The sequence below is a fragment of the Devosia riboflavina genome (assembly GCF_000743575.1).
GTDB classification, from domain to species: Bacteria; Pseudomonadota; Alphaproteobacteria; order Rhizobiales; family Devosiaceae; genus Devosia; species Devosia riboflavina.
This window is the reverse complement of sequence record NZ_JQGC01000013.1, coordinates 149,201-165,206: the sequence shown is the minus strand read 5'-3', so window position 1 is coordinate 165,206 and position 16,006 is coordinate 149,201. Positions and strand designations below refer to the sequence as shown.

6 protein-coding genes are annotated in these 16,006 nt (G+C 60.6%); 3 read left to right on the top strand and 3 right to left on the bottom strand.

The window, feature by feature from the left end; translation table 11 throughout:
• Window positions 1–18 precede the first annotated feature (18 nt).
• Window positions 19–7,602: a VCBS domain-containing protein gene (locus tag JP75_RS14740; protein WP_160194698.1), complete on the top strand. Its 7,584-nt coding sequence runs from the start codon at window positions 19–21 to the stop codon at window positions 7,600–7,602.
• A gap of 82 nt (window positions 7,603–7,684) precedes the next feature.
• Here JP75_RS14740 and JP75_RS14735 read toward each other — a convergent pair whose 3' ends face one another.
• The gene (locus JP75_RS14735; protein WP_160194697.1) at window positions 7,685–8,392 is read right to left on the bottom strand and encodes a transglutaminase-like cysteine peptidase; all 708 of its coding nucleotides are present in this window, start codon (window positions 8,390–8,392) and stop codon (window positions 7,685–7,687) included.
• 347 nt (window positions 8,393–8,739) lie between these two features.
• Here JP75_RS14735 and JP75_RS14730 point away from each other — a divergent pair, with 347 nt between their 5' ends.
• Complete coding sequence (locus JP75_RS14730) at window positions 8,740–9,300, top strand: diguanylate cyclase domain-containing protein (protein ID WP_035084234.1); 561 nt, start codon at window positions 8,740–8,742, stop codon at window positions 9,298–9,300.
• A 490-nt stretch (window positions 9,301–9,790) separates the two neighbouring features.
• Window positions 9,791–12,715, top strand: coding sequence for a tetratricopeptide repeat protein (locus JP75_RS14725; protein ID WP_160194696.1), 2,925 nt, complete (start codon window positions 9,791–9,793; stop codon window positions 12,713–12,715).
• Here the strand turns inward: JP75_RS14725 and JP75_RS14720 are convergent.
• Window positions 12,712–14,202, bottom strand: a complete 1,491-nt coding sequence (locus tag JP75_RS14720) for an alpha/beta hydrolase (RefSeq protein WP_035084230.1) — start codon at window positions 14,200–14,202, stop codon at window positions 12,712–12,714. The genes JP75_RS14725 and JP75_RS14720 overlap by 4 nt on opposite strands.
• Window positions 14,199–15,857 carry an alpha/beta hydrolase gene (locus tag JP75_RS14715; RefSeq protein ID WP_035084229.1) on the bottom strand — a complete coding sequence of 553 codons (1,659 nt, stop codon included), beginning with the start codon at window positions 15,855–15,857 and terminating at the stop codon, window positions 14,199–14,201. Before JP75_RS14715 ends, JP75_RS14720 begins: the two co-directional genes overlap by 4 nt.
• Window positions 15,858–16,006: the final 149 nt, after the last annotated feature.

Genomic DNA, 16,006 nt, shown 5'->3' with positions numbered 1-16,006 from the left:
CCGACCTCGATGGGTGTCGTGACGTCTTCGACGGTTGTGGACGATGAAGCGCAGACCCTGTTCCCGGGCAACAACACGCCGAGCGATGGTGTTGCCAATGTCGCGACGGCCACCGGCGCCGCCGGTGCGCTGTTCTCGATGGGTTCAGATGGTCTGGCTGCGATCACGATCACGCCGCCGGCCTTCTCAGTAATCGCCAAGACTGCACAGGGCTTTGCGCAGACGGAATCCATCTCGTGGAGCGCTGGGGTTCGCGGTGCCGACGGCACGACGACCTGGACGGCGACGAGCACCAACCACACGCCGGCCGCGACCCTGATCATCAAGGCCGACGGTTCCTACAGCTTTACGCTCAATGCGCCATTGGCCCATTCGGGTTCGGGCGAGACGAACAACGAACTGTCGTTCGGCTTCAGCGTGACCGATGGCGATGGCGACAAGGCCAGCGGTACGCTCAAGGTCAATGTCAACGACGATGCGCCGAATGCGGTGAATACGGTCAATGCCAGCCGGACGCTGGACGACGAGGCGCAGACCGAGTTTACCCCGACCAATACGGGCTGGACGCTTGGCGATACCAATCCGAACTACAAGTCGGTCTCGGGTGGTGCAGGCACACTGTTCTCGATGGGTTCGGACGGGCTCGGTTCGATCACGGTCACGCCGCCGGCTTTCTCGGTGATCTACAAGGACACGCAGGGCTTTGCGCAGACCGAGGCAGTGACCTGGGATGGCGGGGTTCGCAGTGCCGACGGCACGACCACCTGGACGGCGACGAGCGGCAATTATGCGCCTGCTGCGACGCTGATCATCAAGGCTGACGGTTCCTACAGCTTCTCGATCAATGCACCGGTGGCTCACTCGACCGCCCTGCCGGGCATCGAGGAAGACAAGACGCTGTCGTTCAACTTCAGCGTGACCGATGGCGATGGCGATACCGCATCGGGCAAGCTCAATATCAGCGTCAATGACGACACCCCGGTGCCGGTCGCTTCGATCGTGACGAACTGGTCGGTGATGGATGATGAGGCGCAGACCGAGTTCACCCCGACCAATACGGGATGGTCTCTCGGCGACGTCGATCCGAACATCAAGACTGTTTCGGGTGGCGCTGGCGCGCTGTTTACTGTCGGTGCGGATGGTCTTGGTTCCATCGCGATTACACCGCCGGCCTTCTCGGTGCTCTACAAGGACGCCCAGGGCTTTGCACAGACGGAATCCGTCTCCTGGAGCGCCGGTGTTCGCAGCGCCGATGGCACGACGACCTGGACGGCGACGAGCGCCAACCACACGCCTGCCGCGACGCTGATCATCAAGGCTGACGGTTCCTACAGCTTCACCATGGATGCGCCGCTGGCCCATTCGAACGGCCTGCTGGCGGAGAACACCGATTCCCTGAGCTTTGGCTACGGCATCACCGACGGTGATGGCGACCAGGCCGGTGGTGTGCTGACGGTTCTGATCAATGACGATCGTCCGATCTCGTCCAATGTCACCGCGTCCACTACCCTTGACGACGAAGCGCAGACCCTGTTCCCGGGCAATGATAGCCCGAATGACGGTGTGGCCAATGTGGCGACTGCCTCGGGTGCTGCGGGTTCGCTGTTCTCGATGGGCGCGGATGGCCTTGGTTCGATCACGATCGCGCCGCCGGCCTTCTCGGTGATCTCCAAGGACGCACAGGGCTTTGCGCAGACGGAATCCATCTCGTGGAGCGCTGGGGTTCGCGGTGCCGACGGCACGACGACCTGGACTGCAACCAGCGCCAACCACACGCCGGCTGCGACCCTGATCATCAAGGCCGACGGTTCCTACAGCTTCACGCTCAACGCGCCATTGGCCCATTCGGGTTCGGGCGAGACGAACAACGAACTGTCGTTCGGCTTCAGCGTGACCGATGGCGATGGCGACAAGGCCAGCGGCACGCTTAAGATCAACGTCAATGACGATGCGCCGGTCAAAGCTCATGATTATCGCTATGTCAGCGTGCAGGAGGCCGACATTGCGGCCGGCCCTGACGTGGCTAGCACCGTGTTCGAAAACAAAATGGGTGCAGATGGCTTGGGCAGCACTGCATTCACGGGTCACCTCAAACTGGATATCGGTGGTGGCGTGGCGGGGAACGTCTCGCTCGATGTTGCCAATGGCCCGGTTACGGTTAGCCAGTTCACCTCGGACGGGAAGCCGGTCACATTTGTTCTCGTGAACGACACGCTGGTGCGCGGCTATATCCTGCCTGAAAATGGCGGCGGTACTGGCGGCACGACCATCATCGAGATATCGCTGACTGGCAGTGATCAGGGGGCCACCACAAAGCTCTTCGGACCCATTGATCATATCGCCGTGGTCGATGGCAAACCGATCGACAGCATTCTGGTCGATGCCACAGTTCGCTTTACTGACGGCGATGGGGATGACATTACTGCGATCATCCGTTCGACCATCGTTGACGACGTTCCGTCCACCAATCAGGCCGATCGCTATATTACGCTGTCCGAGAACAATATTGCTTCCGGTACGGCCACCGATACGCGCGCTTTTACGATTGATTTCGGAAGCGATGGGTATGGCAGGACCTTCTTCACGGGCAAGATGGGCCTTAACATTGGCGGCACGGTAGCAGGCAACTTCGTGTTCAACGTTGATGCTGGCCCTCAAGTCGTCAACGAGATCAAGTCTGGTGGCAAGCCAATCACCTTTGAGAAGGTGGGCGACAACGTTATCAACGGCTACATTACGAACGATGCCGGCCAGCGGGTCGATGTCATCAAGCTTGAACTGAACGACACGGACACCAATGTAACCGCGACGCTCTTCCGTCCCATCGATCACGTTGATGTCGGTACGCCCACGCCGCTTGGACAGATCCGGATCGATGCTACAGTTGGCTTTGCAGATGGCGACGGTGATGTCGTAACGTCTATCCTCCGCGTCAACGTCAACGACAGCACTCCTACTCTGATGATGGGTGGTGCGGACGTTGGCTCGCTGTCCGAAGTCAACCTGCCCCAGGTGAGCTCCACTTTCGGTAATCTCGGTGTAAATGTTGGGGCCGACAAGAACGGTCACGTCGCTTTTGCCCCGGGTGTCATCGCGGCGCTGCAGGCGCAGGGGCTGACTTCGGACAATGTGACCCTCCAATACACGATAAGAGACAATGGTTTCGGAGGCGAGGAGCTCGTTGCTTACAAGGCCGGCTCGACTGCCGACGATCCGGTGTTCATTGTTGGGGTTTACAAGCCGGCGAGTTTTGCCGCGACGCTGTTCCAGAATGTCGACCATGCGGCCAATAGCGACAGTCTGCCGCTGAACCTTACGGCGCGCGTATATGACGGCGACGGCGACTACGCAGATCGCGCCTTCACAATCAATGTCGCGGACGACGCGCCAACGTTGAATGCGCCGACTGAAGACTACAATCTGCTGACCAATGGCGACTTCTCGATCGGCGCCTGGTCGCCGACAAGCTATGGCGGAGCTTCGACCGGCGCTATCGGTTGGCTGATTAATGGTACTCAGCCTGGTCAAGCTGGTGTTCAGCTCGAACAGGTGACGAATGGGTATATGGGGATGTCGTCGACGAGCGGCGTTATGGTCGATCTCGCGGCATCCCCGGGCAATGTTGAAATCTCTCAGACCCTGTCGGGTCTAAATCCCAATAGCTCCTATACCCTGAGCTTCGAGATCGGTTCGCCTGATCCGGCAAGCGCTGGTCTTGAGGTCTACTGGAATGGCGTGAAGCTCAATACGACCTTCACGATCACAAACCAGATGACCGTCGTGACGGTCAGCGGACTTGTGCCCAATGGCGATGGTAAGGACGTGCTGACCTTCAAGGAGGTCGGTTCGCCTGACAATACCGGGACCTATTTGGCTGACGTGAAGCTTGCTCCTACTGCGGCGCCCGATTTGCCGCTGGTGGAAGCGCAGATGGGTGAAGATGGGACTGCCGTCTTCAACTTCAGCGAAGGAACGGATTTCGACTTCGGTGCCGATGGCAAGGGTTCCGTGGCGTTCGACGCCAATGCGGCCGTCATCTCGACCCCGTCGGGCACGCTGCTCGACAAGCCGACCATCAGCTACGATCCGGTGACCGGCAAGCTGACGATAAATCCGGGTTGGGGTTTCAACGGCCTCAGCAAGAACGAGATTGCCACGCTGACCATTCCGTTCAGTGTGACCGATGCGGATGGCGACGTGCGCACCGGGCTCTATCGCATAACCATTCTGGGTAGCGACGATCCTGTCACCTCTTCCGTGGGCTTCCCGGAAGCCGGCACAATCACCGAATATGCCGAAGGGCATCCGCTGGCCAATTCGACCGATGAACGGACCTCGTTCGACAGCGGCTACAATGGCGGTGGTTTCTGGATCTATGGCGACCAGGGCGACACGCATACCGTCACGGTTGTTCCTGTCGGAGCGGGCCAGCTCGGCCATATCACTCATCAGATTGGTGAGACCACGGCCAATGACGGCGTCGGTTTCGTCAACTGGAAGTACAATGTCACCGATCAGGAGCTGAACTATCTTGCTGCCGGTCAGACCAAGGTTGAGGAATTCGACATCGTCGTTTCCGACCCCTATGGCAATTCGACCACGCGCCGGATCACCATCACGCTGGTGGGCAGCAATGATACGCCTGTCATCACCGTTGCGCAGGGCGACTCCATCGCTTCGGAACTGATCGAGACCAATGCAGGTCTGCAGGCCGCCGGCACGCTGAGCGTGTCCGACGTGGATGTGACCGACGTGGTCACGGCTTCGGTCGGGTTCATCGAGATTTCTGGCCCGCCCTATGGGACCAATCTCGACCATGCGATGATCCGCAGCTTCATGACGGTGAACACTCCCGTTATCGGCAATGGTCAGACCACAGGCACGTTGAACTGGTCGTTCAACAGCAATAGCCAGGCGTTCAACTTCCTGCCGCAGGGATCACGTCTCGTGTTCAAGTACACGATCGTGGTGACCGACAGCGCGGGGGCGACCGACGAGCAGATCGTTACCGTAGCGATCAACGGCACGAATGACGCTCCTGTCATCAGCATGCCGCTGGCCGAAACGACTGAAACTATCGACGGCCAGTTGGCGGTGTCGCGCTTTATCAACGAGACTGATACGGGGCTTGCCTCATCGGGCACGTTGACGGTTTCTGACGTCGACAATGTAAGTGCGATGACTGTCCAGGTGATCGGCGTCAGTGGCGGCGGCGCGGGCTACAACATTGCCAATGCTGCGAACTTCCTGACGATCTCGCCGACAGCGCCGATCTATGACGCTGGCGAAACGGCGAACAATCTGAGCTGGAGCTTCAACTCGGGTAGCGAGAACTTCAATTTCCTCTCGCAAGGCACGCAAATCCGGCTCAACTATACCATCCGGGTCACCGATAATTTCGGCGCCAGCGTCGATCAGGTGGTGACCATTCTGATCAACGGCACCAATGACGGTCCGGTTGTTGATCTCAACGGCGCTGCAGCAGGTGTTGATGGCGCGACCTATGCCGTCGAAGGACAACCGCGTTGGGCGTTCGATGCTGCCACTTTGTCCGATGTCGACAGCAGCAACCTCAAGTCGATGACTGTTGGCTTCGGGAATGGTCGGGACCCTGCCAATGCCAACGGCGAGACGGAGACGCTGACGCTGAATACGGCGGCCGAAAACGCACGGGCTGCGGCCGGTCTTGTGCTGTCGTTCAACGCAACCACTGGTGCTCTGACGATCTCCGGCAATGCTTCGGTTGCGACTTATCAGACGATATTGCGCGGGATCGTGTATCAGAACAACAACGATACCCCGTCCGCTCAGCGCGTATTGGAGGTCAGCGTCACCGACGATTACAACGCGGTGGCAACCGCCCATATGGTTGTGAACGTCACTCCAGTCAATGATCCTCCGGAACTTCGCGGCACCCTGACCGGCTCGGTCACCGAAGGTGGCACGATGAACGTCACCGCCGCCATGCTTTCCTTCTATGATCCTGATAATACGAACGTGACGTTCCTTGTCAGCGGGTTGAGCGGCGGTGAATTCCTCAATGGTGGTGCTCCGGCTACGTCCTTTACAGCGGCGGAAGTGCTCAACGGGCTGATCACGTTCCGGCACTTTGGGGGCGAAGACCCGTCCATTGTCTTCCAGGTCAGGGTCGAAGACGGCAACCAGGATGGTTCGGTGCCCGTGCCAGGCAATTTTACGATCAATGTGACGGACGTGAATGATCCTGCGATCATTGACGGAGCGACCGCCGGCCAGATCACCGAGGATGCGGCACCGAACAGCGTTTCGGGCCTGCTGACTGCTGACGATGTCGATAACCCTGACAATGTGTTCCAGGCGGGCTCGGGAACTGCGAACTACGGCACTTGGTCCATCAATGCCGGAGGTCAATGGACCTATGTGCTGGATAATGCCAACCCGACGGTAAATGCGCTCAATGACGGCCAAGATTTGTCGGATAGTTTTGCGGTCAAATCGGCCGATGGGACAATTCAGCTTGTGACAATTACCATCGCGGGCAAAACCGACGCTACGCCGATCGTTCAGCCTCCAGTGGTCAACGCACTGACCGGGCCGCAGTTTGCCTATGCCTTTGTTGATAATGCCAAAACGCCCAATGCAATCAATTTTGACGCCAGGACGCTTTTCTCTGGGAGCGGGCTGGAGTTCAGCTTCAAGGCTATGGGCGCGGCTGCCCCGGTGGCCTGGTTGAGCTTCGGCACGAATGGGGTTGTTTCGGGCGGGCCCAACAATGACGTGCAGGGGCTTTATCGCTATGAGGTGACTGCCACTGATCCGCTGACTGGGGCGAGCAACAAAACTTACGTTGCCTTCGCAGCCCTTGGCGGCAATGCCTATACCATTACCAATAGTGGAAATGGTAATAGCAGTGGGCTGCAGTGGATGAACGCAAATACAAATGGCAGCGATGCCATTACTGTGGATCACGACATCAATGCGACCCTCAATGGGGGCAGCAGCAATGACGTTATCATCGACAATCTCAATGGCCACACAGTGGATGGTGGTGACGGCGACGACGCCATTTATGGAGGAGCCGGCGGCGACACGCTTAGGGGCGGAGCGTCTGGCCATGATTTCCTCGATGGCGGGGACGGTATCGACTTCCTTTATGGTGGTTCCGGTGATGATATTCTGTTGGGAGGTCTCGGCGGGGATACGCTCGATGGCGAAGATGGCCATGACATCTTGGTTGGTGGCACCGGCAATGACACGCTGTTTGGCGGTAATGGCGACGACATTCTTATCGGCGGCCCAGGCCAAGATACTATTTCAACTGGCTTTGGCTTCGATACCGTCGTGCTGACCGACATCGGGCTGGCAAACAGAGACACGGTCACCGACTTCTCGCTTGCCAATGATAAGATCGATCTTACCGCATTGCTCGACGCCAATTTCTCCAATGGTGATAATATCAGTGATTTTGTTGATGTGACCAATACGGGTGTTGTGAGAGTCGATCAGTCTGGTTCTGGAAATTTTGCTGCGGATGGCAGCTCCGATATTGCCCTTCTAAATGGTGTAACATCGGGCGTGATAAAGTTGGTTATCGATGATGATACCTACACGCTGATTATTTAGGCCTGTCTTTCGGTGAGAATCGGCCCGCTTCCTCCGAAGCGGGCCGATTTCTATTGGCGTGGACGGCATAGAGACGCTGAACCTAAATCCCCAACCCTGGCGCGACTGCCGATAGATCGGTGGGCATGGCCGTTGCGGTGCGGCTGCCGCCGGCGAAGCCGTGGATATAGCTGCGGCCGTCGGCGAAGCTCATGATAGGCTGGTATTGGGCATAGGCCGTGTCGAGCTGAAGCCGGTTGGTAACATTGTCGAGGACGTAAGAGCCCGAGGGCATGTGGGCGACGAGGACGGCGTGAAAGAGCTGGCGGCGCGTGTCCTGAAGCAGCACCAGTTGCAGGTTCTGGTCGGGCACACCGAGGCCGCGCAATAGCCAATATTTGGCGATGGCATAGTCTTCGCAGTCGCCGGCGCCCTTGCGGGCCATTTCGGCTGGCGTCGCCCAATAATCGCCGATGCCCCACACGTTGCTGTCGGGCTTGTAGGTCATGGTGGCATTGACGGTACGATTGATCAGATCGAGCATGTCGTGCTCGCCCAGACCTGCCGCCTTGTTTCGTGCGTCGCGGATTTTTGTGACGAAGCGGCTGTCGCAGCCTTCGAAACCCTGGATGCTGCAATTGTCGCCAAAATAAGCGGAATAATCTGTCTTTTGAACGTCTTGCCATTTGCGCGCCGCGGGAATGCGCGCAGCAGAAATGGCGACCGAGCCAAAGACGCCGAGTTCGCTGGTCGCGGGCCTTGTGAGTGTCGTGAAGCCAGGAGGGGGGAGGGCCGCTAGTTGAGGAGGCACAACTGTCTCGATTGCTGTGCGCTCCGATGCGTAGAGACCCATAGGACGCGCAGAAAATTCAACTGGCGTTGTTGGTAATGTGGCAGCGCTGATCGTAATAATAGCTGCAGCGGAAAAGTTCAGAAGCAATTTTGCCTCCAGTTATGATTGACCGGAGGCTAGGTCGTTCGAAATAAAATTCTGCAAATTGGCATAGTATATTATAGATTTTTGATTTCGATAAAATTTTACATGACCGTTTTCTTGTTGACTAAAATGCGGATTGATAAAATTGTCGGCTTTTTTGTCAGCGCGAATTGAGAGATGCTGGGCCAGATTTCCCCATCGAGATTCTAAAGGGGGCACCTGTGGCCAAATCCTGGTTCAGCTGGTTGACCGGCAAGGACTATAAAGGTGAGACGCGACGCGCAGAGGTGCAGCGACCCGCCATCAAGATTGCGCCGCAAGATATCGACCCGTTCTCGGGCGCGTTGCGCTGGGACAGGTTCATGGCCATGCTCGAAGCCGAACAGGCGCAAGGGCCGGGTGCTCTGTTGATCGTCGATCTCAGTGCGCGTTCGGGAAGTGCAGCCGCTGCGGCAGGGCAGAAGACGGAAGAAATTCTGCCCTGGCTTGGGCAGTCCATTCAGCAGGCCATTCGCGCTGATGATCTTCTGGCCCATATTGAAGGATATCGCTTTGCGGCGCTTTTGCGCGGTGCACCGCAAGAAGTCGCCACGGCGGTGAGCGAACGAATCCTGGAGTCGGTTGACGATACGATCTTCATGACGGCGGAAGGCATTGTGCATCTGGGCGTTACGATCGCCGGTGCGGTCTATCAGCAATCCCCCGGGCCAGACGCTTTGGATGCGGCCATGGCCAACCTCAATATCGCAAAAGACACCGGCAGAACTCTTTTCGTGCAATAGGCCGGGCGAAGAGGCTTTCAGGACTACAGGGCTGGGCGCGGATGCGTCGGGTGCCCGAAATCTTGAAATAGGAATGCGCTCGCGCCGAGTCGCAAATGCCAACAGCGCGGTGCCGCGCTGTTGCGTATTGATCAGGTCGGCTGGGGCCGGGTGGCGAAGGGAGCGCGTTGGGTCGACGCCGTGGGGATTTCCTATCGACCTGGCAGCAGGCTAGCGCGATCTCGACCAAACATTCTTCCTTGCGCTTATGCTCAGTTGTCGCCGCAAGCGCATGCCATGAGGTGCCGCGCTTTCCAAGTTAGGACGTATGTGTGGAGCGGGAGCCTTGAATTTGTGATGGGCTGATTTTGACGCTCGTCAATGCCGATGGCGGCGAGGTGGTCATGCTGTTGGCCTCGTGTGGTCGGAGGCTGCAATGCGCCCGTCAGTTATTCTTCTTGCCTTGTGCCTCAGCACCCCTGCCTTGGCGGCCACGGGAGAGACCTGTGCCGTGACTGTGACTTTGCCCGATTGTGCCCTTGTGGCGCTGGAGACGGCATCGGCGCAGGGCAATCCGGCGGCCAAGGTGGAGTTGGCTCAGGAACTGCTCAAGGAGGGTACGCCGGGAGGAGCCGAGCGCGCCGTGCGGTTGCTGACCGGGGTAGCGGAGCGAGGGGATGGGTGGGCCGCAATCCTGCTGGCCAGTCTTTATCGCCAGGGCGAGGTGGTGGAACAGGATGGGGCGAAGGTCGTGGCGCTGCTGGAGCCGCTGGCCAAGGGGGGGAATGCCGGCGCACTGACGGGGTTGGGAGAACTTTATCTCACAGGCGCGCGCAATATGCCCAAGGATGTACCGTTGGCGGCGGAGTATCTTGAAAGAGCGGCGGCCACAGGCGATCTTTGGGGCAAATTCCAACTGGCGTTGCTTTTGATCGATGGCAATGGTGTTGACCGCGATCTCGAGCAAGCCGTGGAGCTGCTTGAAGAGGTCAGCCAGACTGGCGATCCATGGGTGTTGATCACGCTGGGCGATCTTTATGCGAAGGGTCTGGTGCCGCCCGCGGAAAAGGCGATCCCCTACTTCGAGAAGGCGGCCGCTACCGGCAATACGGCCGCGCTGACACGCTTGGCGCAAGCGTATCAGACGGGGTTGGGCTCGGAGGCGGCTGATCCCGCGAAGTCGCGGGAGTTTTGGGAGGCAGCCGTCGCCAAGGGTGACAGTTTTGCTCAGATCAATCTGGCGCTGTTGCTGCTGGATGATGGGGGCAGGGCGGCGGTCGATCGGGCGGTAAAGCTGCTGGATGCGGGGGCGGCGCGGGGGGAAGCATGGCCGGCAACGATCCTGGCTGATTTGTTGGTGCGCGGCGAAAAGGTGCCTCAGGATGCGCAGCGGGCGGTGGCTTTGCTGGCGCCGCTTGCCGATGGGGGTAGCGCAGCGGCACAGGTGGCCCTGAGTGACATCTATGCCAAGGGGGCGGGGGATGTCGCTGCCGACCCATCCAGGGCTTTTGCCTTGATTGACGCGGCCTATGAGCAGGGTGAGGCGCAGGCGGCGAGCCGCCTCGGCTTCATGCTGGTACGCGGAGAGGGGACGAAGCAGGATATTTCGCGGGGGCTGGGCCTGCTCGACCAGGCGGTTTCCCGCTCCACCGATCCATGGCTGGCGATCGATGTGGGCGCCTTGCTTGCTGCTGGCGATGTCGTTCCGGTGGATGGGGCCAAGGCGATTGCCATGTTCAAAAAGGCGGCTGACCTGGGCAGTGCGGCGGGACTGTTTCGGTTGGGGATCAGCTATCGGGACGGGGTTGGCGATGTCGAGCCCGATCCGGTCATGGCGCGGACCTATCTGGGGCGGGCCGCGGATATGGGGGATAATGCATCACGCGTGACCTTGGCGCAGATGCTGCTCAGTTCGGACGTGCGGGCTGATGTGGACAAGGGCGTTCTCCTGCTGGAGGCCGCGACGAAAGAGTACGATGCCTGGGGGACGACTAGCCTGGCAGCGCTGTTGCTTGAGGGCCGTGTGCTGCCGAAGGACGGGGAGAGGGTTCGGGCGCTGCTCGAACCGCTGGCGGAAGAGGGAAGCGCCGCGGCGCTGGCGATGTTGGGTGATCTCTACGTGAAGGGGGCGGACCCCATTGTGGCGGATCCGTCTGTGGGACGGGGCTATTATGAGAAGGCCGCAGCGCTGGGGGAACTTGGAGCCAAGAACAAGCTTGGATTGATGCTGCTGGCCGGCGAGGCGGGGCCGGGGGATGCGGGGCGCGGGCTGCAATTGCTGCGGGAAGTTGCCGAGGCGGGCGATGGCTGGGCCAAGATCCAGCTTGGCGATGCGCTGACACAGGGTGGCGCAGTGGATGTCGATGCCGTGGCGGCGCGGGACTATTATCAGCGGGCGCTGGATCAGGGCATTGCGGCCGGCGCGGTGAAGTTGGGACTGCTCTACCTCAATGGCGCCGGGACGCTGCGACCGGATCCGGTCAAGGCGGCCGAATTCTTCGAGGCGGCGGCGGCCGACGGCGATGACCTTGCCAGAATTCAGCTCGCGCTGATGTATTTCGAAGGGCGCGGGGTGGCGCGGGACGTGGGGCAGTCACTGACGCTGCTGGGTGACGCCGCGCAGGACAGCGCCTGGGCCAATGGTATTCTCGGGGGCTATTATGCCGATGGCCGCTATGGCGAACCCGACTATGCGAAGGCGCGCGACTATTTCGATCGGGCGGTAGCGCTTGGCGATGCCAGCGGGAGCTTTCGGTTTGGCGGGCTGCTCTCTTCGGGGCCACTGGCAAAGGAGCATCGGCAAGAGGGGCTGGAGCTGGTGCGCGGGGCGGTGTCCCAGGGGGTGCCGGGGGCCGCAGTGGAAATGGCCCGCCTCGAAATGATGGGGGTTGCCGGGGCCGAGGGCGGCAAGGCGGCTGAGCAGCGGCTTCTGGCAGAGGTGAAGCGCGAAAATCCTGCGGCGCTGCGTCTGTTGCTGCAGCTCTATCGGGCGGGCGGGGGCGGGCTGTCGCCTTCCATCGCCAAGGCGAAGGCATCGCTCGACCAGTATGGTGGGCTATTGCAGCCTGATGCTGCAACTTTTGAAAGCATGGCGCTGCAGGCGGCCGGACCACCGACGCTCGATGCCATGCGGGCGGTGGGAGACAGCTTTGGCAAACTGGGTGCGGGCGATGTCACCCAGGCGGTGCAAATGCTCTTCTGGAGCAACAAGAACGCCTATGTCTATGTGCTGCAACAGCAATTGAAAAAGGCGGAGCGCTATGGGGGACCGCTCGATGGACGGCTGACGCGCGGCACGATTGCAGCGCTGAATGCGGCCTGTCGTGCGAGCAGTAGCGAAACACGGGTCTGTTCGATGGGGCCGCTCACGCCGGACTATGCGGTGATGATGTCGAAGCAGATTGCCGGTTTCGATATGGGCGTGGCGGTAAACTAGCGTCGGGCGAGCAATTCCAGGAGCGCGGGATAGACTAGGTCCACATTGGCGCCGCGTTCACGCGTGTTGATCAGGTCGTGGGGGAGGCGGGCGCCGAAGGGCAGCGTCGTGATGACGGGCGCGACGCCGTGGGCCTGCCAATAGGCCGCGATCTCGAGGGTCTGGCGATTGTTGACGGCGACGTCGGCGTCGTTGAGGAGGATCGAGATATTGGGCACGGAAGGGGGCGTTGTCTGGGCGGCGGCGTGAACCTGCCAACCAACCAGCATGATCTCGGTCAAGGCGTGGGTGGTCGGCAGAGCGTGGGCAATGGCGGCCTTTTCCGGCGTGGCGTTTTCGAGGGGATTCCAGGAGAAGATGATATTGGGCAGGGCGCGGGTGACATTCGTGCCGGCCTGCATGGCCCAGGTCGGGACCACGTAGGGGCCGAAAAAGGGCGAGACGAGCACAGCGTGATCGACGTCTTCCCGAAACTGGGCGGCCCAGGCGGATAATGTGCCGCCGGCGGAGAGGCCCATGACGGTGACATCGTCGCCGAGACCCTGAGCCAGGTCGAGTGCGGCATTGGTGTGCGCCATGAGGCCATCGGCGGTGAAGTCGTCGAGATCGCTCGGTGCGGGATCGGCAAGGCCGTGGCCGTGCATGCGGGGCAGGTAGACATTGTAGCCAAGCGCGAACAATTGCTCGGCGAGGGCGTCCGCCTGGGCGGGGCAACTGGTGAAGCCGTGAAAATAGACCACGACGCGGGCCACCTTCTGGCCGTGTGTCAGCAGCCGGGAATGGCAGAGCTGATCGAGGCCGAGGCCTGCTTCCTGTTCTTCTAGGGCGGCAAAAGCGGCCGTGGCTTGCTCGTAGTTCATCGAGGCCTCGTCAATGGGCGTGGATATGTCGGGCGCGTCGATCGCGATGTTGCCGAACCAGAAAAAGGCGCTGCCAAGACCAGCAAGGGCCAATATGGCCAGACCCAGCGCCACGCGCGGGACTGCAGGATTTTTGCGTGAGATCGCGGCTTTGCTCGTGTTTCGATGCAGCCGCTTGAACAGGAGCGCGATGACCATGCCGGCGAGGGACATGAGCAGCACGCCGGGAAAGCCGGTGGTGATCAGGGTGAGCGTAGTGATGAGCTGAACCTGTTCCAGGCGCTCCCACAATGGTGGCAGAAGGGCCCACTGTCGCTGCAGGAGTTCGGCGAAGGTGATGACGACGGGGTATGAGACGAGACCCGCCAGGATGCCGGCGATGCCACCGCGCAGTAGCGTGACAGCGCGGGGCAGGCTGCAGAGCAGAAGCCACATGATCGCGCCGCAGGCGCCGGCGCCAATGAAGAGATTGAACCAGGTGACCTGCCCGTCATCGTTGAGGAGGTCGGCGCTGATGCTGAGGCCGATGGCGGGAGCGATTGCCAGGGCGGCAAGGCCGAACAAGAGGCCGGCCGCGAGCGTGCCGGGGCGCCGGACGGGTCGGCGATCTGACCCCGGTGTCGTCATTCGGCGCGGCCCGTATTTTGGGCCAATGCTGCCTTGAGGGCCGTCAGTTTCTCGGCACGCCAGCCTTCGGGCTCGACCAGGGCATACCAGGCGTCGGCATAGTCGGCGGCGGAATAGACGTGACCGTAGCCAATAGGAGAGGTGTTGGAGAGCGCCATATCCATGGCGAGCTGCAGGAAGGTAACGATCGGGTACCAATGGAATTCGGGCGATACGCCTTCGCCGCGTTCGCCTTCCATCCAGGCTGGCGCACGAAAGATCGTGTCGTAGTCGAAGAAAACGATGGGATCGCTGGGATATTGGAGGAAAGCGATGCGCATCGGGCCCCAGTCCCCGCCGGGCTCGGCGAGATCGGCGCCGCGATTGGCAAAGCGCACGCTGGAACTGTCGCCGAAGACGGGGCGCCATTCGGGGGATTGATCAGCTCGGTTAGCTGTCGACCAGCGCCAGACGGTGCTGGTGAAGGGTGGACCGACCCAGAGCGCGCCATCGAAGGGGGCGGCGAGGACATCGAGAAACATGGTCGATGCCTGGGAGCTATTGGCGCCGAGGCTGAGCCCATTGAGGAACAGGCGTGGCCGCTGGTCGGCGGGCAAGGCGCGCCAGTAATTGTAGACGATGTCGAAAAGGGCCTGAGCGGTCGACTTGCCTTCATCGGGCTCGACCAGAAGCGAGAGAGGGCTTGTGAGGTAGGAATACTGGATGGCCACGCTCGCGACGTCGCCATCGAGGAGGTATTCCAGCGCATCGATGCTGGGCGGATCGATCCAGCCGGTGCCGACGGGCATGATAATGACGAGAGTGGAGCGATCGAAGGCACCGACGCGCAGCATCTCTGCCAAGGCGAGGTCGGCGCGCTGGGCGAGCGTTTCGGCTGAGCGCAGGCCGACATAGGTGCGCAGGGGCGTGAGGGCAGGTCGGCCGGTGACGGCCTCGATATTTTCTGCGGTCGGTTGCGTTTCGATATAGACCCGGCCATCGCGACCTATGGAGGTCCAGGGAACGAGGGAAGCCTGACTGCCTGAGCGCAGCGGGTCGGTCGGCGCGGGATTGCCGGTGAGGGCAACGATGGCGTCGATGCGGAGGAAGGTTTCGTCGGCAAAATCCAGCAGGCCGCGCACGAGGACGCCATTGACCAAAAGGCCCGTGACGATGCCGACGATGACGATGCCCGCGAGGGTGGCGGCGCGGGGTGGCATGCGGGTGCGCAGGAGAGCTGCAACGCGTTGCGTTCCGCGCGTGAGCAGCGTGCCGATGGAGACGAGGAGGAGGGCCGGGATCAGCGCCAGCATGATGACCAGAAAAACGTGGCTATCCTCCATCGGCTCGAGCTGCATTTCGGCGCGGACGGTGTTTTGCCAGCCAGTGTAGCGATAGAGGCAGATCAGGGCGATTACGCCCGCAATTGCGAGCAGACCCCAGCGCAACCAGCGCCGCACCGCGAGATTGGCGGGATGAAGCTGCAGGTAGGTCCAGAACCAGAAGAGAACAGCGCCCACGGCGTAGCCGACAGCAAAGACGCAGCCCGATAACAGGCCCTGGACGACGGCGGGTCGCGGGATCAGCGAGGGCGTGAGCGACAGGGCGAAGAACAGGATGCCGACAATCAGGCCCGCTATGGAAATGTAGGACCCTATTCGTTCAATCAGGCGCATGTTTACGCTCACCAAACTACTGCCGCCAATTAGCTAATCCCAGAACGGGCAGGGGGAAAGCCGCGCCTGTGGTTTGCGCAGAAATAGGGACGGGCAGCAAAGCTGCGGGATTTTGCGCACATCGAGAATGACTTGTGCTTTCAGTATGG